16 protein-coding genes are annotated in these 19,676 nt (G+C 72.1%); 8 read left to right on the top strand and 8 right to left on the bottom strand.

Features of this window, described 5'->3' with window-relative positions:
- Nucleotides 1–136: 136 nt before the first annotated feature.
- From O1G22_RS38565 to O1G22_RS38555, 3 genes are all read right to left on the bottom strand, one after another.
- Nucleotides 137–559: a MarR family winged helix-turn-helix transcriptional regulator gene (locus O1G22_RS38565; protein ID WP_270085555.1), complete on the bottom strand. Its 423-nt coding sequence runs from the start codon at nucleotides 557–559 to the stop codon at nucleotides 137–139.
- 62 nt (nucleotides 560–621) lie between these two features.
- The gene (locus O1G22_RS38560) at nucleotides 622–1,641 is read right to left on the bottom strand and encodes an MASE1 domain-containing protein (protein ID WP_270085554.1); all 1,020 of its coding nucleotides are present in this window, start codon (nucleotides 1,639–1,641) and stop codon (nucleotides 622–624) included.
- Nucleotides 1,642–1,859: 218 nt separating this feature from the next.
- Nucleotides 1,860–2,690 (bottom strand): PP2C family protein-serine/threonine phosphatase, encoded by an 831-nt coding sequence (locus tag O1G22_RS38555; protein WP_270085553.1) that lies wholly within the window; start codon nucleotides 2,688–2,690, stop codon nucleotides 1,860–1,862.
- Nucleotides 2,691–3,103: 413 nt separating this feature from the next.
- Here O1G22_RS38555 and O1G22_RS38550 point away from each other — a divergent pair, with 413 nt between their 5' ends.
- Entirely contained in the window at nucleotides 3,104–4,267 is a 1,164-nt protein-coding gene (locus O1G22_RS38550) for a Cmx/CmrA family chloramphenicol efflux MFS transporter (RefSeq protein ID WP_270085552.1), read from the top strand.
- 14 nt (nucleotides 4,268–4,281) lie between these two features.
- Here O1G22_RS38550 and O1G22_RS38545 read toward each other — a convergent pair whose 3' ends face one another.
- Nucleotides 4,282–5,508, bottom strand: a complete 1,227-nt coding sequence (locus tag O1G22_RS38545) for a hypothetical protein (RefSeq protein ID WP_428986446.1) — start codon at nucleotides 5,506–5,508, stop codon at nucleotides 4,282–4,284.
- A 193-nt stretch (nucleotides 5,509–5,701) separates the two neighbouring features.
- Between O1G22_RS38545 and O1G22_RS38540 the strand changes: the two genes are divergently transcribed.
- Nucleotides 5,702–7,147, top strand: coding sequence for a glyceraldehyde-3-phosphate dehydrogenase (locus tag O1G22_RS38540; RefSeq protein ID WP_270085550.1), 1,446 nt, complete (start codon nucleotides 5,702–5,704; stop codon nucleotides 7,145–7,147).
- A 75-nt stretch (nucleotides 7,148–7,222) separates the two neighbouring features.
- Here the strand turns inward: O1G22_RS38540 and O1G22_RS38535 are convergent, their stop codons facing one another.
- From O1G22_RS38535 to O1G22_RS38525, 3 genes are all read right to left on the bottom strand, one after another.
- Nucleotides 7,223–9,175 carry a collagenase gene (locus O1G22_RS38535; protein ID WP_270085549.1) on the bottom strand — a complete coding sequence of 651 codons (1,953 nt, stop codon included), beginning with the start codon at nucleotides 9,173–9,175 and terminating at the stop codon, nucleotides 7,223–7,225.
- A 158-nt stretch (nucleotides 9,176–9,333) separates the two neighbouring features.
- On the bottom strand, nucleotides 9,334–10,290 hold the full coding sequence (locus O1G22_RS38530) for a LysR family transcriptional regulator (protein ID WP_225094877.1): 957 nt from the start codon (nucleotides 10,288–10,290) through the stop codon (nucleotides 9,334–9,336).
- A 583-nt stretch (nucleotides 10,291–10,873) separates the two neighbouring features.
- Complete coding sequence (locus O1G22_RS38525; RefSeq protein ID WP_270085548.1) at nucleotides 10,874–11,761, bottom strand: NAD(P)-dependent oxidoreductase; 888 nt, start codon at nucleotides 11,759–11,761, stop codon at nucleotides 10,874–10,876.
- A gap of 79 nt (nucleotides 11,762–11,840) precedes the next feature.
- Between O1G22_RS38525 and O1G22_RS38520 the strand changes: the two genes are divergently transcribed.
- Nucleotides 11,841–12,197, top strand: coding sequence for a winged helix-turn-helix transcriptional regulator (locus tag O1G22_RS38520; RefSeq protein WP_270086651.1), 357 nt, complete (start codon nucleotides 11,841–11,843; stop codon nucleotides 12,195–12,197).
- A gap of 184 nt (nucleotides 12,198–12,381) precedes the next feature.
- On the opposite strand, the gene proS is transcribed toward O1G22_RS38520, so the two are convergent.
- On the bottom strand, nucleotides 12,382–13,794 hold the full coding sequence (proS, locus tag O1G22_RS38515; protein ID WP_270085547.1) for a proline--tRNA ligase: 1,413 nt from the start codon (nucleotides 13,792–13,794) through the stop codon (nucleotides 12,382–12,384).
- 142 nt (nucleotides 13,795–13,936) lie between these two features.
- Between proS and O1G22_RS38510 the strand changes: the two genes are divergently transcribed.
- The 5 genes from O1G22_RS38510 to O1G22_RS38490 all read left to right on the top strand — a co-directional run bounded on the left by O1G22_RS38510 (nucleotide 13,937) and on the right by O1G22_RS38490 (nucleotide 19,662).
- A complete protein-coding gene (locus tag O1G22_RS38510; protein WP_270085546.1) occupies nucleotides 13,937–15,469 on the top strand; it encodes an alpha-N-arabinofuranosidase in 1,533 nt (510 codons plus the stop codon).
- A gap of 3 nt (nucleotides 15,470–15,472) precedes the next feature.
- Nucleotides 15,473–16,789, top strand: a complete 1,317-nt coding sequence (locus O1G22_RS38505; RefSeq protein WP_270085545.1) for a glycoside hydrolase family 27 protein — start codon at nucleotides 15,473–15,475, stop codon at nucleotides 16,787–16,789.
- Nucleotides 16,790–16,791: 2 nt separating this feature from the next.
- Complete coding sequence (locus O1G22_RS38500) at nucleotides 16,792–17,799, top strand: LacI family DNA-binding transcriptional regulator (protein ID WP_270085544.1); 1,008 nt, start codon at nucleotides 16,792–16,794, stop codon at nucleotides 17,797–17,799.
- A 62-nt stretch (nucleotides 17,800–17,861) separates the two neighbouring features.
- The gene (locus tag O1G22_RS38495; RefSeq protein WP_270085543.1) at nucleotides 17,862–18,431 is read left to right on the top strand and encodes a TetR/AcrR family transcriptional regulator; all 570 of its coding nucleotides are present in this window, start codon (nucleotides 17,862–17,864) and stop codon (nucleotides 18,429–18,431) included.
- A gap of 64 nt (nucleotides 18,432–18,495) precedes the next feature.
- Nucleotides 18,496–19,662, top strand: a complete 1,167-nt coding sequence (locus O1G22_RS38490; protein ID WP_270085542.1) for a GDSL-type esterase/lipase family protein — start codon at nucleotides 18,496–18,498, stop codon at nucleotides 19,660–19,662.
- Nucleotides 19,663–19,676: the final 14 nt, after the last annotated feature.

Genomic DNA, 19,676 nt, shown 5'->3' with positions numbered 1-19,676 from the left:
GGGGACGTGTCCCGCAGCCGGGCGGCACGAGCGAGCAGCCGGGACCGTATACCGCCGGCCGCGCCGGGGCCGTCCGGAGCGGGCCGGGCCCCGGCCGATGCGGGCCTGGCGCCGTTCGGAGCGGGCCCCGTGCCGCTCACAGCCGTTCCGCCAGTCGGTCGAGCAGGGGCAGGACGTCCTGCAGGGCCTGCCGTTCGCGCGGGGTGAAGTCGTCCAGGGCGTGGGCGAGCCGGCTCACGGACTCGGAGCGGCGCTGCTCCAGCATGGTCCGTCCCTCGTCGGTGAGGGAGACGATGGCCCGGCGCCCGTCGGCCGCGTCGGGGGCACGGCTCACCAGCCCGCGCTGTTCGAGCCCGGCGAGCGTACTGGCCATGGCCTGCGGCCGGACCCGCTCCAGTTCGGCGAGCGACCCGGGCGAGTCCGGGCCGCCACGGGCGAGCCGCGCCAGCACCGAGACCTCGGAGAGCGACACGTCCCCGACCGCGTGCGCCTGCCGCAGTCGCCGGACGATCCGGCCCATGGCCAGCCGGAGCCCGGCGGCGAGTGCAACCGTGTCCATGGTGATAACGATAGGTTTATCAGTCTGGACTGTTCAATCAAGCGTAAGCAATGACGCGGCCCTCACGAGGCCGGTGGGAGACGGCCGGGGCGTGGGTTCTCCGGGCCCTCGTCGTCCGGTTGCGGGCGCGGCGGCGGGGCCTCGCCCGCGGTGAGGTGTTCCAGGACCTCGACCAGCTCCTGGCAGGCCTTCTCCACGGAGCTGCGGGTGTTGCGCTGCTCGGTGATCACGGCGGACAGCAGCAGCGCGGTCAGGGCCATCGAGCCGTTGAACGCCTGGAGTTTGGCCATGACCTCGATCCGGCTCAGCCCGGCGAAGGCGCCGACGGCGTCCGTGGCGGCGACCGTGGCCAGCACGGAGGTCAGCAGCGCGCACAGCACGCTGCCCACCAGCTGGAAGCGCAGGGCGGTCCAGATGAGCAGCGGGTAGACGAGGTAGAGCAGGCTGAGCGAGCTGTAGACGGCCAGCGGCAGCAGCGCGCAGGCGATGACGGCGAGCGCGGTCGCCTCCTTCCAGCGGGCCGTGGGCAGCGGCCGGCGGGCGTTGCCCAGCGACAGCAGGAGCGGGGTCACGATCAGGACGCCCATCGCATCGCCCACCCACCAGGCCAGCCAGACCGGCCAGAAGCTGTGCGCGGCCAGGTGGCCCGTGACGACGAGCAGGCCGACGCCCACGGTCGCGCTGATCAGCATGGCGCCGAGCGCGCCCAGGAACACCAGGGCGAGGCCGTCGCGTAACCGGCCGAGGTCGGGGTGGAACCGGGCCCGGCGCAGCAGCAGGGCCGCGCACACCGGCGCCGCGGTCTGGCCGGCGACGGTGACGAGCACGTCGATGCGGGGGATGACGATGGACAGCACGACGAAGAAGGCGCCGATCGTGATGCCGGGCCAGCAGCGCGTGCCGAGGATCAGCAGGGCGGCGACCGCGACGCCGCTGGCGGGATAGACGGGGGTGACGACCGCGCCCTCGACGACCAGCTCACGTATGAGCCCGATCCGGCCCGCGGCGAAGTAGCAGGCACCGACGACCAGCACCTGGACGACGGAGCCGCCTCGCCGGCGCAGATCCTCGTTGCCCACCACAGCAGCAATCTCACACCGCCGGCCCCGGCTCGGCGAGGCGAGACCGGGTGCCGTCCAGCCCTATGGCGTAATGCCGGGATGCCCCGGACCGGGGCGGGGGGCAGCGCCGGTGCGGGCCGGCAGTGACCGTCACGGCCTGCCGGGGACAGGGCCCGCCCGAGCCCACCACAGGACACCCCCGCCAAGGACACGGCCCGCCCACCCTCACGCCACGACGGTCAGGAAGGGGAGCGGGGGCCGTCCAGGCCGACGACGAGGACGGCCGCGTCGTCCTCGTGTCCGACGCTCTCGGCGCCCTTGATCACGGCGGCGGCCAGTGCGTGCACCTCCAGGCTCGCGACGGCGGCGATGCCGGCGAGGCGCACCACCTGGTCGAGCCCGTCCTCGACGGTCAGCGACGGTCCCTCGACCACGCCGTCGGTGAGCAGGACGAACACCCCGCCCGTGGTCAGCCGGTGCCGGGTCACCGGGTACTCCATGCCCGACTCGATGCCGAGCGGCGGCCCGCCTTCGTCGTCGACGACACCCGACTTGCCGTCCGCCGTGGCCCACACGAAGGGGATGTGGCCGGCCCGGGCGCTCTCCAGCACCCCGGTGGCCAGGTCGAGGCGCATGAAGGTGCAGGTGGCGAACAGATCGCTGCCCAGGGCGAGCAACAGCTCGTTCGTGCGGGCGAGCAGTTCACCGGGGTCGCTGGTGACCGAGGCGAGGGCGCGCAGTCCGGCCCGCACCTGCCCCATGAAGGCGGCGGCCTCGATGTTGTGCCCCTGGACGTCGCCGATCGCCAGCCCGATCCGGCCGTCGGGCAGGGCGAAGGCGTCGTACCAGTCACCGCCCACGTTGAGGCCGAGGTTCGCCGGGGTGTAGCGCACAGCGAGGTGCAGGCCGGGGGCGGTGGGCAGGTCCCGGGGCAACATGCCGCGCTGCAGGGCGATGGCCAGCTCGACCTGGCTGCGCTGCAGCTCCGCGCGCCGGCGTGCCTGGGCGGTGAGCGAGCCGAGCCGGGCCAGCAGCTCGTCGCCTTCGTCCATGGGGCGCTTGCGGGGCATCGATCACTTCCGGCACGGCGGTGACCCTCGGCGGCCGACCACCTGAATCTTCGGCAAACGTCTAGATTTTACCGATATCTGATATTTCCGCCCTGAGAGGGAGCCTCGGGGTCATGCCGAAATCGGGTGGCACCGGTCCGTGTCCGGGCGTTAGCGTGCCATCCGTGTCGAGTCCCGAGGCATCCAGAGGTTAGCCACCGGCCGTCCGGTGGCGTTCTCGTCGTTCTTCTCATGGCGCGAGCCGCACAACCACGCCTTCACCGGACCGCCGTTCCGCACGCGGTGACCCGTGCGCTCGGCTGGATGTCCGATTCCGACTGCACTCGCCTGTCGTGAACGACCGCACGCACCGGTCGTGAGCGTCACGGGTCCGCGTTCTCGCCCCCGTCCGCGACACGGTGTGTGGAGTCTTCATGCCTTTGGCTCTCTATCTGCTCGGGCTGGCCGTCTTCGCCCAGGGCACGTCCGAGTTCATGCTGTCCGGCCTGGTGCCGGACATCGCCCGGGACCTCGGGGTCTCCGTCCCCGCCGCGGGCACGCTCACGTCCGCCTTCGCCGCCGGCATGACCGCCGGGGCGCCGCTGATGGCGTTGCTCGGCCGGCGCCGGCCGGCACGGCAGACGCTGCTGGTGTTCCTGAGCGTGTTCCTGGCGGTCCATGTGGTCGGGGCGCTCACCTCCGACTTCGGTGTCCTGCTGGCCACCCGGGTCCTCGCGGCCCTCGCCGACGCCGGTTTCCTGGCCGTGGGGCTGACGGCGGCGACCGGCATGGTCGCGCCCGACGCCAAGGGCCGGGCCACCTCGGTCCTGCTCGGCGGCACCACGCTCGCCTGTGTGGTGGGCGTGCCCGCCGGCGCCGCCCTGGGGCAGTCGCTGGGCTGGCGCTCGGCGTTCTGGGCGGTGGCCCTGCTGTCCGCACCGGCACTGGCCGCGATCGCCCGCTCGGTGCCGGGCGGCCTGACCGAGCCCGCCGCGCCCGGCATCGGGGCACGCGCGGAGCTGCGGGTACTGCGCCGGCCCCGGCTGCTGATGACGCTGGGCCTCGGCGCGCTGGTCAACGGGGCCACCTTCTGCACCTTCACCTACCTTGCCCCGCTGGCCACGGAGGTGACCGGGCTCGGCGCCGGGTGGCTGCCGGGCGTGCTGGCGCTGTTCGGCGCCGGCGCGTTCGCCGGGGTGGCTTCGGCGGGCCGGCTCGCGGACCGGCGGGCCGTGCCGGTCCTGCGGGCGGGCGGGGCGGCGCTGTCGGCCGGCTGGGTGCTGCTGGCCCTGGCCGCCGGGCACGCGGCGGCGGCCGTCCTGCTCGTCCCGGTCCTCGGGCTGCTGGCGTTCGGCGTCGGTGCGACGCTGATCACCCAGGTGCTGTACGAGGCGGCCGACGCCCCGTCCCTCGCGGGCGCGTTCGCGACGTCGGCGCTGAACGTCGGCGCCGCCCTCGGCCCGCTGCTGGGCGGTGCGGCGATCGACGGCGGGCTCGGCTACCGCTCACCGGTCTGGGTCAGCGCCCTGCTGATGACAGCGGCGCTCGCCGGCCTGGCCGTGGCCGGGCGCGGCGAGCGCGAGTGGGAGCCCGTGTGACGGATGGCGGTGGCTCACAGCGGGGACTTGGCCACCGTCGTCACATAGGCTCCGAACAGCAGGGACGCGACGGTGAGGGCGCCGTAGACGAGCACCGCGTGGGCCGGGCGGACCCGCCAGGTCCGCATCAGCGCGCGGGCCATGGGGATGAGCAGCGGGAAGGCCGGCAGCAGGAACCGCGGCTTGGAGGAGAAGGAGCCGGACCCGCCGACCACGAGCAGGAGCAGGACGCCGGAGAAGACCACCAGCGCCAGCGGGGCACGATCCAGGCACAGCAGCGCGAACAGCAGGATGCTCGCCGCGACGATCACCAGAGCCACCGGATAGACGACGCCCCCGCCGTGCAGCAGCAGGGCCTTGACGAACTTGGCCGCGCCGACGCCGCCGTCGAACTTGGAGTCCCAGGCGCTCTGCACCGTGAAGTAGCCGCCGAGCAGGTTTCCGGTCTGGCTGCCGACCCACAGCACATAGCCGAGCCAGCCCAGCGGGGCGAGCACGGCGCCGGCCCACAGACTCACCGGGACCCGGCCGCGCTGCCGCAGTGCCTCGTAGCCGGCGGCGAGGGAGACGGCCAGCGCGATCGCGAAGCCGCTGGGCCGGGCCAGGCCGGCGAGCGCGGCGAGCGTCCCGGCCCACAGCCAGCGGCCCTTGAGCACGTGGTACAGGGACCAGATGGCGAGCGCGGCGAACAGCGACTCGGTGTAGGCGATGGTCAGTTCGGCGGCGTGCGGCATGGCGGCCCACAGGGCGACCAGGGCGGTGGCGACGCCGCGCCCGTAGAGCATGTGACCGATGGCGTAGACGCCCCACGCCGCCACGACCGCGGCGATCCACGAGATGAGCAGCGCGGCCTGGCCGGGGGTCAGCGGCAGGACTGTGGTGAGGGCCCTGATCATGCCCGGGTACAGGGGAAAGAACGCCCAGTCGGCCTGTACGGAACCCTGCGGGGTGATCCAGATCTTGTGACTGTAGCCGTACTCGGCGATGTGGAGATACCAGCGGGAGTCCCAGGAGTGGGCGAGGTTCTTGACGAGCGGGTGCCCGCGCACCGCGTTGGTGAGGATCATCACCAGAATCCCGGCAAACCGGACTGCCGCGAACAGAGCGAGGGCCGGCAGCACGCCCTCAGGTGTCCCGCGCCGGGTGATCCGGGGCAGGGCCGGGCGTCGTAGGGGGCCGGCGGGAGCGGCCGACTCGGGCCGGGGTACGGATGAGGTGCTCACCCTCTTGACCTTGAACACGCCTGGTAAGACGTGCAATCCGCGACCCGGGTTTCTTACATTCTTCCACCCTGATTCAGGAAATTCCCCTCGTTCAGAAATCTGGGCAATCGAGGACAAATACCCCATACCAGTACTCATCGAGGACCCTCGGGAAGATCAACATAGGGTGTGGTAAACATATGAGCGCTGCCTAGCTCGAAAGATGGATGTTGTGACTGTCAACGACGACTCGTTCACCAACTGGAAGATCCGCGAGGAGATCGCGGAGTCGATGATCCCGCTCATCGGGAAGCTGCACCGCGAGCGGGACGTGACCGTCCTGCTGCACAGCCGCTCCCTGGTGAACAAGTCGGTGGTCAGCATCCTGAAGACGCACCGCTTCGCCCGGCAGATCGACGGCGCGGAGCTGTCGGTCACCGAGACCATGCCGTTCCTGCAGGCCCTGACCGCCCTCGACCTCGGGCCCTCCCAGATCGACCTCGGCATGCTGGCCACCGCCTACAAGGCCGACGACCGCGGCCTGGGCGTCGCGGAGTTCACCGCCGAGGCCGTCGCCGGCGCGACCGGTGGCAACAAGATCGAGCGCCGTGAGCCGCGCGACGTCGTCCTGTACGGCTTCGGCCGCATCGGCCGGCTCGTCGCCCGCCTGCTGATCGAGAAGGCCGGCTCCGGCAACGGTCTCAGGCTGCGCGCCATCGTCGTGCGCGGCGGCGGTGCGCAGGACATCGTCAAGCGCGCCTCGCTGCTGCGCCGCGACTCCATCCACGGCCAGTTCCAGGGCACGATCACCGTCGACGAGGCCGACAGCACCATCGTCGCCAACGGCAACGCCATCAAGGTGATCTACGCCGACGACCCGTCGCACGTGGACTACACCGAGTACGGCATCCGGGACGCCATCCTCATCGACAACACCGGCAAGTGGCGTGACCGCGAGGGCCTGTCGAAGCACCTGCGCCCCGGCATCGACAAGGTCGTGCTGACCGCGCCGGGCAAGGGCGACGTCCCCAACATCGTGCACGGCGTCAACCACGACACCGTCAAGCCGGACGAGCGGATCCTGTCCTGCGCCTCCTGCACCACCAACGCCATCGTGCCGCCGCTGAAGGCGATGGACGACGAGTACGGCGTGCTGCGCGGCCACGTGGAGACCGTCCACTCGTTCACCAACGACCAGAACCTGCTCGACAACTACCACAAGGCCGAGCGCCGCGGCCGCTCCGCGCCGCTCAACATGGTGATCACCGAGACCGGCGCCGCCTCCGCCGTCGCCAAGGCGCTGCCCGACCTCAAGGCGAAGATCAGCGGCAGCTCGATCCGCGTCCCCGTGCCGGACGTCTCGATCGCGATCCTCAACCTCCAGCTGTCCCGTGAGACCACCCGCGAGGAGGTCCACGACTACCTGCGCGAGGTCTCGCTGACCTCGCCGCTGCGCCGCCAGATCGACTTCACCACGGCGCCCGACGCGGTCTCCAGCGACTTCATCGGCTCGCGCCACGCCTCGATCGTGGACGCAGGCGCCCTCAAGGTCGACGGCGACAACGCGATCCTCTACCTCTGGTACGACAACGAGTTCGGCTACTCCTGCCAGGTCGTCCGTGTCGTTCAGCACGTCTCGGGCGTCGAGTACCCCACGTTCCCGGCGACGGCCGTCTGATCCTTTTCGCCGAGACGCGTACGGCCGCCGACCGGGGTTCCGGTCGGCGGCCGCCGTGCGGCACGGCCCGGACGCTCAGGCCTTCGCCGGTGCGGCGCAGGCTCCCGCGGCACACGCCGTGAGCCACTGGTCGAAGTCGGCGTCGTAGCGGGTGCCGATGCCGTCGTGGTAGACGGCGTACCCGCCGGCGTAGTCACCGGCGCGGAAGCGGGCGAGCATCCGCTGGACGTCGTCGGGGTGGTGCTCCGCCATGTAGCGCACGGCGAGATAGCCCCACGGGTAGGTGCGGGTCACGTCACTGTTGGCGTAGGTGTTCTCGAAGAGCGTGCTCAGCTTGTACGTGTGCCGGCCGGCCTCCTGGATCGCCTGGTCGTCGGCGATCCCCCGGTACCCGTAGGAGACGTACTCGGCGAGGCCCTCGATCCACCACACGTCCGGCACCGAGGTCTGCTGGGTGAAGTCGCCCTTCATGTCGTCGCGGGCGTCCAGGAAGTGCGTGTACTCGTGGTTGAGGTTCCAGATCCGGGCGGTGAAGCCGTCGTCGGAGCCCTTCTGGTACATGATCGACGTCGGTTGGTTGGCCGGGTCGGACGGGTCGCCGTCGAGCGTGATGCCGCCGTTGTCGGTGCTGACGCCGTAGATCGCGCCGGCGTAGGTCTGGTAGTCGGCGCGGTCGGCGAAGACGACGAGCTGGATGGTGGAGACGTACTGGCCGGGTATGGCGCCGTCCGCCTTGACCAGGTTCCGGAAGTAGGCGTCCTGGTTGAGCACGCTGGCGCATACGGCGGCGAGGTCGTCGGCCGTCAGGGACTGGGCGCGGACGGTGTGGGCCGCGTCGCAGTGGTGGGTGATCGGCAGCGCGGCGGCGGTGAGCTTGGCGGGCAGGTCGCAGACGTCGTAGTACGCGCAGTCGCCGCCGTCGTAGGCGTTCGCCTGCGTGGCCACCGCGACCCACAGGGCGGCCGTCGGGCCGGTGATCTCCGACTCGTCCAGCAGGTCCTTGGTCAACGGCCGTACGGCTTCCTGGAGTTCGGGATGCTCGACGTAGCGGGCCAGGTTCGTCCCCGCATTGGAGTCCAGGAAGGCCAGAGAGGTGCCGAGCAGGTCGGTGTGGTCCAGCGCGAAGTCGTGCAGGGTGTCGGTGATCGACGGGTCCGCGGCGACGGCGTTCACATAGTCGGGGTTCCAGTTGCCGCGCCACAGCGGAGTGTAGACGTCGTTGACCGCCCGGACCATGCTGTCCACGGAGTCGTACGAGCTGTCGTAGCCGCTCAACAGCCGTTCATAGACCGGGAGATATCTGCCCTGCTGGTCGGCGCTGTCGGTGAGGACGACGGTCTCGCCGAGGATGTCGCCGTTGGCGGCCGTGACGTCGTACGCGTGCGCGCGGGCGAAGAAGGCGTCCAGGCCGGCGGTGACGGCGGTGGTGAGGCGGGAGGTGTACGGGCCCACGTCCGCGGAGTGGTTGAACTGCACGTAGTACCCGGCCCGCAGGAACAGGACCAGTTGCTGCAGGCTCCCGGAGTCGTCGCCGCGGTACCGCCCGGCCTCGCGGGTGAACGCGGCCGCCACGGTGAGCATCTGGGCCTGGCGGAAGATGGCGTGCGCGTCCTGGCCGGTGACCGGGAAGAGGGTGTTCACGCAGTCCGTGGTCGAGGCCTTCACGAAGGCGACGAGGGCGGAGCCGGTACGACTGCCGAAGTCGGCCGGGGTGCAGGAGGCCGCCGTGGCCGGCCTTCGGGCGGCCGGCCGGGACAGCAGCGGCTGCCGGGGCGGGAGCCGGTCCGGGCTGAGCCGGCGGGACTGGCTCGCCGGGCGCTCGGTGACGGGTGCGGTGGCGCCGGTGGGCGACGGTGGGGCGGAGGTGTGCGCGCGGGACGTGGCGGCCGTGCCGGGGTGCGGCTGGGGCGCGGCCGACGCCGGTGCGGACAGCAGGCCGGCCACGGTGACACCGACGGCGGCGGCAGCAGCCAGGCGTGCGGCCGTACGCCCGGGCCCGCGTACGGGCAGCGCGAAGCGATAGAGCATGGGGGGGTTCCTCCACGAAGGGATGTGCCTCGGTGGGGTGTTGAGGCGTGTGAGGCACTGTCTCAGCGGGCCACCCGCCCCAACAATGCCGTGTGACATAGCACATGACACCGGTGCCGCATAACATCACGGCACGCTCTTGGCATGCCGGCACGCCGCTACGCCCCGGTGGCGCTCCAGGTGCGCGAGGCCCAGGCCCTCAGGTGCGGTGCCTGGGCGACGAGGTCGCGGTACGCGGCCGAGGCGGACTGGGTCAGCGCCTCCAGGACCTCGTCGTCGACGGTGTCGGGCCGCCAGGCCAGCACATAACGGCACCACAGCGGCGAGCCGACCAGCGGCTTGACCACGACGTGCGGGATCGGGCGCAGCGTCGGCTGCACGAGAGACACCCCGAGGCCGTCGGCGATCATGCTCTGCAGCTGGCTCTGGTCGCCGAGGAACTCATGGACCGTGACCGGGGTGAAACCGGCGGCCGCACAGGCGTCGTAGAACACCCCGGGCCAGCCGGCGCCGTCGTCCGGGGTCACGAACCAGGCGTCCTCGGCCAGGTCCGCGAGCTGCACCTGGGCACACTGGCGCAGCCGGTGCCGGGAGGGCAGGGCGACGAAGGTCGGCTCGGTGACGATCCCGCGATGCTTCACCGCGTCCGAGTGGCGCAGCTCCATGCCCGGGTAGTCGGCGGCGATCGCGGCGTCCACCGCGCCCTCCTCCAGCAGCTCCACGATCCGTGAGGAGGCGTAGACGCTGTTGACCGCCAGGGACAGCTCCGGCAGCCGGGTGCGGACGCGGGAGACCGTGCCGGACAGCATGGGCGAGTTGGTCGCGGCCACGCGCAGCGTACGGCGGCGGGGGCGCGCGGCGGCGGTGCGGTGGCCGATGGCATCGGCGCGGGCCAGCACGTCGCGCGCCTGAGCAACCACCTCCGCGCCGTAGGCGGTGGGCCGGACCCCGCTCGTGCCGCGTTCGAAGAGCGGCTCGCCGAAGTGACGCTCGATGCGACGCAGTTGCGTGCTCACGGCGGGCTGCGAGTAGCCGAGCTGTGTCGCCGCGCGCCCGACGCTCCCGGCGTCGGCGATCGCGCACAGCACCCGCAGATGCCGCAGCTCCATCTCCATCGCACCCCTCCTCGTCCCACGTCCGAGCCCGCCCGCCTCGGAAAACCCGCAGCTCACCACCATCGCCGCAGCTGACCGCACCCGGCGCGCCGAAGCGTTCCATTGTGTCGCACCCCGCACAAGACACAGCCCAGCCGACCTCGGGCCCCGACTCAAGGGCACAGCCCGGCCGACCTCCAGGATCCGGCCCGAGCCCGCAGGCCCACCAGCCCCGGGCCCCGGGCCCCGGCCGAGCGCAGGACCACAGACCTCCGGAATCCGGCCGCACACACCGGCCCAACAGCCCAGGACCAGACCGAAGGCCCGCCCTCGCCGCAACACCCACCCCGGGCGCACAACCCCGCCGGCCTCGGAACCCTGCCCGCGCTGGGGCCCACCCACCCCGGGCCCCGGCACAGCACACGGGACCGCCGGCCCCGGCCCCGGCCCGACGGCCCCCTCCACCCGCCCCGGAGCCCGCCCCGAGGTCAGCCGATCCGTCTCCGTTGTGGGCCTGTGCCGCCACTGCCCCGGCCCCGGGCGCCCTCGCGCCTCGCCCCGTAACGGCTCCGGACCGCCCGGACTCGTCCCACCCGGCCACCCCTCACCGGCGGCCCAGCACCTCCGCGACGCGGATGAAACCGTCCCTTCCATGGCCCAGGTCGATGACCCGTCGGGCCAGGCCCGCCGTCGCGCGCATCACGCTCGCGTCGATGCCGTGGGACTCGGAGACGGCGATGATGTGGGACATGGCCGAGGCGGCGGAGGTGATGGGGTTGATGGCGCCGGAGTAGGTGCCGTCGTCGGCGTCCTGGGCGAACCTGGTGAACAGCGGCGGCAGGATCGCGCCGATGCCCTGTGCGAAGGGGGCCAGTTCGCCGGCCGTGACGCCTTCCGCCCGGGCGAGCGCCACGGCGTGGGCGTAGCCGGCCATCGCGGTCCAGAAGATGTCGAGCAGCGCGATGTCGAACGTCGCCGCGCGCCCGATCTCCTCACCGAGGTGGGTGTGCGTCCCGCCCAGCGCCTCCAGTACGGCGCGGTGTTCGTCGTAGAGGGCACGCGGGCCGCTGTGCAGGAACACGGCTTCCGGTGTGCCGATGCTGGGCGCGGGGGTCATGATCGCCCCTTCCAGGTAGCGGATGCCGTGGGCGGCCGCCCAGTCGGATGTGTCCCGGGCCCGCCCCGGGGTGTCGGCGGTCAGGTTCACGACGGTGCGGCCCTTCAGCGCCCGGGTGACGGGCTCGGGTCGCAGCAGGGCGTCGGCCGCGTCGTAGTCGACCACGCAGACCACGGTCAGGCCGGAGGCGGCCACTGCCTCCTCCGCCGAGCCCGCGCCGGCGGCGCCCTGCGCGATCAGCTCCCGGTCCCTGCCCGGCGTACGGTTCCAGACCGTCGTACGCAGCCCCGCCCTCAGGAACGCAGCGGCGAGCGAGCGGCCCATGGGCCCGAGTCCGAGCACGGTGACGGCGGGAAGGTCCAGAGATGCGGACATGTTCCAACTCCTGTATGTGTGCGAGAAGTACGTGGTCGAGAACGTGGCCGTACGGCCCGGTGAGGAACCGAGGACGCCGATGACACGCAGCCGTGCCCAGGACCCCGGCGTCTGCGGGGTGACCGCCGCGATCGCCGTGATCGACGGCAAGTGGAAGACGTCCCTGTTGTGGCTGCTGGAGTCCGGCCCGCACCGGCCCGCCGCCCTGCGGCGCCGGCTGCCGGGGCTGAGCGAGAAGGTGCTGACGCAGGCGCTGCGCGAGATGGAGGAGGACGGTCTGGTGCACCGGGAGGTGTACGACGTGCTGCCCCCGAAGACCGTCTACTCGCTGACCGCCTTCGGCCGCGACCTGTCCGAGGCCCTGGGCCCCGTCTCCGACTGGGGCCACCGCCGCCTGGACCGGCTCCGCGAGCGCGAACACCAAGCCCCAGCCTGACGTATCGTCAGCAAACCTCCACTTCCCGTCCGTTGTGCCGTCGCGCGCCCCGGCCTCGTGTCACGAGCCTCTCCCGGCCGGGTGCCGGCTGCCTAGTACGCACAAAAAAGTGGGTGTGCGAGAGGGGCGGGCCGCGGCATACCCGCGGGCCGCCCCTCGACAGGGACCCCGACTCAGGAGGCGCTCAGTAAGCCCGACCCACGATCGCGACGCTCCCCGGCTCGTCGTCGCTCGCGGGCACCGAACCGTCCGCCGCGACCAGGCACCGCACGGACACGCCCTGCTCGCCCAGCCGGGCCTCGCCGGCGGGGCCCAGCGCGGCCCAGGGGATGCGGGCCCAGCCGGTGCCCGCGGCCTCGACGGCCTCGTCGACGGTGCTCACCTCGACCGTGCGCTCCTCGCGTCGCCGGCGGGACTGCGCGAGCAGCAGCGCCTGGTCGTCCTCCAGCGTCCGGGGCAGGAGCACGGGCAGCGCCGTGACGGCGACCGGCTCCTTGGTGCCCGGGATGCGGCGGACCAGCACGGCGGTGCCGCTCTCCAGATCGCGCGGGCCCACCTCGATCCGTACCGGCACGCCCTTCAGCTCCCAGTCGACCGCGCGCCGGCCGAACGGCACGTCCGTGCGGTCGTCGACCTCCACGCGCACGCCCGCCTCCCGCAGCCGCTCGCCGAGCGCGCGGACGGCGGCCGACACCTCCTCGTCGCCCTTGACGGCGAGGACCACCGCCTGGACCGGGGCCAGCCGGGGCGGGACGCGCAGCCCGTCGTCGTCGCCGTGGGTCATCACCAGCGCGCCGATCATGCGGGTGGTGGAGCCCCAGGAGGTCTGCCAGACGTGCTCCTGCCGGCCCTCCCGCGACACGAACCGCGTGTCGAAGGCCTTGGCGAAGTTCTGGCCCAGCTCATGGCTGGTGACCATCTGCAGGGCCTTGCCGTCGCCCATCATGCTCTCCAGCGTGAGGGTGTTGATCGCGCCGGCGAACCGCTCCCGGGCCGTCTTGCGCCCGGAGACGAAGTCCATGGCGAGGACGTCGCGCAGGAAGGCGCCGTAGACCTCGCTCTGGATGCGGGCCGCGAAGGCGCGGGCCTCCTCCCGCGTGGCGTGCGCGGTGTGGCCCTCCTGCCACAGGAACTCGGTGGTGCGCAGGAACAGGCGCGGGCGCAGTTCCCAGCGCACCACGTTGGCCCACTGGTTGATCAGCAGCGGCAGATCGCGGTAGCTCTGCACCCACTTGGCGAAGTACTCGTTGACGATCGTCTCGGAGGTGGGGCGGATCACGACAGGCTCCTCCAGCTCCTTGCCGCCCGCCCGGGTGACGACCGCGAGCTCGGGCGCGAAGCCCTCGACGTGCTCGGCCTCCCGGGTCAGATAGGACTCCGGGATGAGCAGCGGGAAGTACGCGTTCCGCGTGCCGGTCGCCTTGATCCGGGCGTCCATCTCCTGCTGCATCCGCTCCCACAGGCCGTACCCGTACGGTCGGATGACCATGGTGCCGCGCACCGGGCCGTTGTCGGCCAGCTCCGCCTTGGTGATCAGGTCCTGGTACCAGCGCGGGAAGTCGTCCGCCCGGGGTGTGAGAACGGGTGCTTTTGCCATGCCGGGCAGGCTAGGACGACCGGTCGCCGCCGCGCGAACCAATTCCCTCCCCCCTTGACCCGGCCGGGTCGGGCTGCCATTTTTTTATCGATACAAAGGATCTCGGCATCGTCTCGTTCCATCGCTGAATCGGAGTACGCCCGTGCCCACAGCCACCGCGATCATCAACCTCGACATCGAGGGACCCACGATCAGCCGTCACCTGTACGGGCACTTCGCCGAGCATCTGGGCCGGTGTGTCTACGGCGGGTTCTGGGTCGGCGAGGACTCCCCGATCCCGAACGAGGGCGGTATCCGCCTCGACGTCGTGGCCGCGCTGCGCGCCCTGGACATCCCCAACCTGCGCTGGCCGGGCGGCTGTTTCGCCGACGAGTACCACTGGATGGACGGCATCGGCCCGCGCGAGCAGCGGCCCCGGATGGTCAACACCCACTGGGGGAACGTCGAGGAGAACAACCACTTCGGCACCCATGAGTTCATGGCGCTGTGCGAACTGCTCGGCGCCGAGCCGTACATCAGCGGCAACGTGGGCAGCGGCACGGTCCGCGAGATGAGCGAGTGGGTGGAGTACCTCACCCGGGACGGCGACAGCCCGATGGTGCGGCTGCGCAAGGAGAACGGGCGCGAGGAGCCGTGGCGGGTGAAGTACTGGGGCATCGGCAACGAGACCTGGGGCTGCGGCGGCAACATGCGCGCCGAGTACTTCGCGGACCTCGCCCGCCAGTACGGCACGTACTGCCGCGATCACGGCGACAACAAGCTGTACCGCATCGCCTCGGGCGCCTCCGACGAGGACTACAAGTGGACCGAGACGCTGATGCGGCAGATCAACTGCTTCGGCTGCGAGGCCACCCCGCGGACCTACTACCAGGCCCTGTCCGTCCACTACTACACGCTGGCCGGTCCCTGGGAGGCCAAGGGCAGCGCCACCGGCTTCGACACCGACGACTACTACCGGACGATGGTCTCCGCCCGGCGCGTCGACCGTATCCTCACCGGCCACTCCACCGTCATGGACTGCTACGACCCGGGGCGCACGGTCGGCCTCGTGCTGGACGAGTGGGGCACCTGGTGGGACGTGGAGCCCGGCACCAACCCGGGCTTCCTGTTCCAGCAGAACACGCTGCGTGACGCGCTCGTGGCGAGCACCCACTTCGACATCTTCCACCGGCATGCGGCGCGCCTGGTCATGGCCAACATCGCGCAGACCGTCAACGTCCTGCAGGCCATGCTGCTCACCGACGGGGACGCGCTGGTGCTGACCCCGACGTACCACGTCTTCGAGATGAACAAGGGCCACCAGGACGCCACGTCGCTCCCCGTCCATCTGCGCGCGGACGACGCCCGGCGCACCGTCGGGGACACCGAGCTGGAGACGGTGTCGGTCTCCGCCAGCGTCAAGGACGGCACGCTCCTCGTCTCGCTGAGCAACCTGGACGCCGAGGAGAGCACCGAGGTCACCCTGGACCTGCGCGGCGGCCGGATCGGCGAGGCGCGGGCGCGGATCCTCACCGCGGACAAGCTCCAGGCCCACAACACCCCGCGGACGCCGGAGGCGGTGGCGCCGCGCGCCTTCGACGGCGACGGGGTGCGGGTCACCGACCGGGGGCTGGTCCTGACTCTGCCGCCGCACTCCTTCGTGACCGTCCAGGCCCCCACGACCGCGGAGGGCTGACACATGGCGGCCATGGAACGGCCCCTGCCCGACCGGCGGCTGCGTCCCCCGATGGGCTGGAACAGCTGGGACTGCTACGGCACGACCGTCACCGAGGAGGAGGTGCTCGCCAACGCGGAGTTCCTGCGCGACCATCTGCTCCCCCACGGCTGGGACACGGTCGTGGTGGACATCCAGTGGTACGAGCCGACAGCCCGCGCCCACGGCTACAACCCGGATGCGCCGCTGGTCCTGGACGCCTACGGCCGTCAGCTCCCGGCGCCGAACCGGTTCCCCTCCGCCGCCGGCGGGGCGGGCTTCGCACCGCTGGCCCGGCGAGTGCACGACCTCGGTCTGCGTTTCGGCCTGCACATCATGCGCGGCATCCCCCGCCGGGCCGTCGCCGCCCGACTGCCCGTGTACGGCACGGAGTTCACCGCCGACGAGATCGCCGACACGGACTCGGTCTGCCCGTGGAACTCCGACAACCACGGCCTGAACCACGACCACCCGGGTGCTCAGGCCTACTACGACTCCCAGGTGGCCCAGTTCGCCGACTGGGGCGTGGACTTCGTCAAGGCCGACGACATGCTCTTCCCGTACCACGAGCGGGAGATCGCGGCCTACGCACGGGCGATCGAGCGCAGCGGCCGGCCCATCGAGCTGAGCCTGTCCCCCGGCACCGATGTCTCCGTCGCCCACCTGGACCATCTGCGGGAGCACGCCACGATGTGGCGGGTCTGCGACGACCTGTGGGACCGCTGGGCGGACGTGGAGGCCCAGTTCGCGCGGATGGCGCGGTGGGCCCCCTGGCAGGGCGAGGGCGGCTGGGCGGACGCCGACATGCTGCCGCTCGGCCGGATCGGCATCCGCGCCGAACGCGGCGAGGACCGGATGTCCCGGCTCACCCGGCCCGAGCAGATCAGCCTGCTCACCCTGTGGCTGATCTCCCGCTCGCCGCTGATGATGGGCGGCGACCTGCCGACCAGCCCGCCCGAGACCATCGAACTCCTCAGCAATGACGAGGCGTTGGCCGTGCTGTGGCACAGCACCGGCAACCGCGAGGTGCTGCGCGAGGGCGACCTGGTGCTCTGGACGGCCCGCGACACCGACGGCCGTACCCGCTACGCCGCCGTGTTCTCGCTTGCCGACGAGCCCCGCCGGTACGAGGTTCCGCTCGGCTCGCTCGGCGCCCGGCCCGGCGACCGGGTCCGCGAGCTGTGGAGCCGTACGGCGGTCGCGCACGACGGCCGGCACCTGACCGTCGACGTGTCCGCCCACGGCGCCGCCCTCTATCGTCTTGCGCAGGACAGCGGGGTGGAGGACAGCGGGCGGGAGTGAGCGTGGCGACGATCCAGGACGTGGCGAAGGCGGCCGGGGTGTCGGCGATGACGGTCTCCAACGTCATCAACGACCACCCCAACGTCCGCCCCGCCACCCGGGAACGCGTCCTCGCGGCGATGGCCCGGCTCGACTACCGGGTCAACGTGGCCGCCCGCAACCTCCGCAAGGGCCGCACCGGCACCATCGGCCTCGCGGTCCCCGAGCTGAACCGCCCGTACTACGGCCGGCTGGCCGCGGCCATCTTCACCGCGGCCGGCCGGCACGGCCTGAGGGTGAGCGTCGAGCAGACCGGCGCCCGCCGGGAGAACGAACTGGCGGCGCTGTCGCTGTCCCGCAACCGGCTCTACGACGGGCTCATCCTCAGCACGGTCGGCATGGGCCCGGCCGACGTCGAGGCGCTCAAGGTGGACCACCCGGTGGTGATCCTCGGCGAGCGGATCTTCGGCGGGCCCGTGGACCATGTCGCCATGCCCAACGTCGAGGCGTCGGCGGCCGCCACCCGGCATCTGATCGAACGGGGCTGCCGGCGCGTGGCCGTCGTGTGCGGGGAGCTGCGCGACGAGGTCCACATGTCGAACCTGCGCCACACCGGCTACCGGCAGGCGCTGCGGGCGGCCGGGCTGCCCGCCGACCCGGCCCTGGTACAGAGCGTGCCGGAACTCACCATGGCGGAGGGGGCCCGGCGGGCGCGGGCCATGGTGGCGGGCGGCCTGGACTTCGACGGCGTGTTCTGTGTGACGGACACCGTGGCGATGGGGGTGCTGCGGGGGCTGGCGGACGCGGGGGTGCGGGTGCCGGAGCAGGTCAAGGTGATCGGTTTCGACAACGTCGACGAGGGCGCCTTCCTCGTCCCGTCACTCTCCACGGTGGATCCGGATCACGACCTGATGGCCGAGCGTGCCGTCGGCCTGCTCGTCGCGCGCCTCGGCAGCGCGGGGCCTCCGACGGAGCAGGAGGAGTTCGTCAGCCCCTTCTCACTGGTGCTGCGCGAGTCCACCTCTACCTAAAGGTATTTGCCTAAAAGTATTAGGTAGCTCCATAATCCTCTCTGTCGGAGAGGAGAGAGCTGATGGTTCGCGCAGGTCTGAGCACCGAGCGGCTGGTCCGTGCGGGGGCCGAGCTGGCCGACGAGGTCGGCTTCGAGCAGGTGACCGTGTCCGCGCTGGCCCGGCGGTTCGACGTCAAGGTCGCGAGCCTGTACTCGCATCTGAAGAACTCCCAGGACCTCAAGACCCGGATCGCGCTGCTCGCCCTGGAGGAGCTCGCCGACCGCGCCGCCGAGGCGCTCGCCGGCCGGGCGGGCAAGGACGCCCTGACCGCGTTCGCCGACGTGTACCGCGACTACGCCCGCGAGCACCCGGGCCGCTACGCGGCGACCCGCCACCCGCTCGACCCCGAAGCGGCGGCGGCGAGCGCGGGCGGCCGGCACGCGCAGATGACCCGGGCGATCCTGCGCGGCTACGACCTCGCCGAGCCCGACCAGACCCATGCGGTCCGGCTGCTCGGCGGCTTCTTCCACGGCTACGTCAGCCTGGAGACGGCCGGCGCCTTCAGCCACAGCGCCCCCGACGCGCAGGAGTCCTGGACGCGGAACCTGGACGCGCTCGACTCCCTGCTGCGTGCCTGGCCCTCCCCCTGACCCGCTTCGCCCTCCACTCATCCCTCATCGAAACTCATCCCTCATCGAAACGCAGGCGGACACCATGCACGCCATCCCCCTCACCTCCGACCTCCTGCGCGGCGCGCTCGACCTGGAGCGCACCGAGCGCGGACTGCTGCCGCACCGGCTGCCCGCCCGCGCCCGCGCCCAGTGCGCCGACCCGCAGCTGGCCATGGCGGAGTCGCAGCCCTCCGGCGTACGACTGGTGTTCCGCACCCGCGCGACCACCGTGGAGCTGGACACGCTGCCGACCAAGCGGGTCTACGTCGGCGCGCCGCCCCGCCCGGACGGTGTGTACGACCTGCTCGTCGACGGACGGCTCGCCGGCAGCGGCCGGGTCGAGGGCGGCAACACGCTCACGATCGACATGGCGGCCGGCCGCGCCGAGCAGCGTCCCGGCCCGGTCGGCACGGTCCGCTTCACGGATCTGCCCGGCACGCTCAAGGACGTGGAGATCTGGCTGCCGCACAACGAGACGACCGAGCTCGTCGCACTGCGCGCCGACGCGCCCGTCGAGCCCGTGGCGGACCGTGGCCGCGCGGTGTGGCTGCATCACGGCAGTTCGATCAGCCACGGCTCGGACGCCGCGAGCCCGACCACCACCTGGCCGGCGCTCGCCGCGGCCCTGGGCGGGGTGGAGCTGATCAATCTGGGGCTGGGCGGCAGCGCCCTGCTCGACCCGTTCACCGCGCGCACGCTGCGCGACACCGCGGCCGACCTGATCAGCGTCAAGCTCGGCATCAACGTCGTCAACACCGACCTGATGCGGCTGCGCGCGTTCGGCCCGGCCGTGCACGGCTTCCTCGACACCGTCCGCGAGGGGCACCCCGACACCCCGCTGCTCGTCGTCTCGCCGATCCTGTGCCCGATACACGAGGACACGCCGGGCCCCAGCGCCCCGGACTTCTCCGCCCTGAACGAGGGACGGCTGCGGTTCCGGGCCACCGGGGACCCCGCGGAGACGGCGAGCGGAAAACTCACTCTGCGTGTCATCCGGGAGGAGCTGGCCCGGATCGTGCGCGAGCGGGCCGCCGAGGACCCGAACCTGCACCACCTCGACGGCCGTGAGCTGTACGGCGAGGCCGACTTCGGCGAACTGCCGCTGCCCGACGACCTCCACCCGGACGCCGCCGCGCACCGCCGGATCGGCGAGCGGTTCGCGGCGCGGGCGTTCACACCGGGCGGCCCCTTCGCGGACGGCGCCGCCTGACCCGTACGGGCGGC

The organism is Streptomyces camelliae (assembly GCF_027625935.1).
Classification (GTDB): domain Bacteria; phylum Actinomycetota; class Actinomycetes; order Streptomycetales; family Streptomycetaceae; genus Streptomyces; species Streptomyces camelliae.
Note: the sequence above shows the minus strand (reverse complement) of the source record. Positions and strands in the feature narration are given on the sequence as shown.

Excerpts from the sequence above, each read along its gene's own strand:
- O1G22_RS38565 (WP_270085555.1), bottom strand. The coding sequence starts at position 559 with ATGGACACGGTTGCACTCGCCGCCGGGCTCCGGCTGGCCATGGGCCGG.
- O1G22_RS38555 (WP_270085553.1), bottom strand. The coding sequence starts at position 2,690 with ATGCCCCGCAAGCGCCCCATGGACGAAGGCGACGAGCTGCTGGCCCGG.
- O1G22_RS38550 (WP_270085552.1), top strand. The coding sequence starts at position 3,104 with ATGCCTTTGGCTCTCTATCTGCTCGGGCTGGCCGTCTTCGCCCAGGGC.
- O1G22_RS38535 (WP_270085549.1), bottom strand. The coding sequence starts at position 9,175 with ATGCTCTATCGCTTCGCGCTGCCCGTACGCGGGCCCGGGCGTACGGCC.
- O1G22_RS38530 (WP_225094877.1), bottom strand. The coding sequence starts at position 10,290 with ATGGAGATGGAGCTGCGGCATCTGCGGGTGCTGTGCGCGATCGCCGAC.
- O1G22_RS38525 (WP_270085548.1), bottom strand. The coding sequence starts at position 11,761 with ATGTCCGCATCTCTGGACCTTCCCGCCGTCACCGTGCTCGGACTCGGG.
- O1G22_RS38520 (WP_270086651.1), top strand. The coding sequence starts at position 11,841 with ATGACACGCAGCCGTGCCCAGGACCCCGGCGTCTGCGGGGTGACCGCC.
- proS (WP_270085547.1), bottom strand. The coding sequence starts at position 13,794 with ATGGCAAAAGCACCCGTTCTCACACCCCGGGCGGACGACTTCCCGCGC.
- O1G22_RS38505 (WP_270085545.1), top strand. The coding sequence starts at position 15,473 with ATGGCGGCCATGGAACGGCCCCTGCCCGACCGGCGGCTGCGTCCCCCG.
- O1G22_RS38495 (WP_270085543.1), top strand. The coding sequence starts at position 17,862 with ATGGTTCGCGCAGGTCTGAGCACCGAGCGGCTGGTCCGTGCGGGGGCC.
- O1G22_RS38490 (WP_270085542.1), top strand. The coding sequence starts at position 18,496 with ATGCACGCCATCCCCCTCACCTCCGACCTCCTGCGCGGCGCGCTCGAC.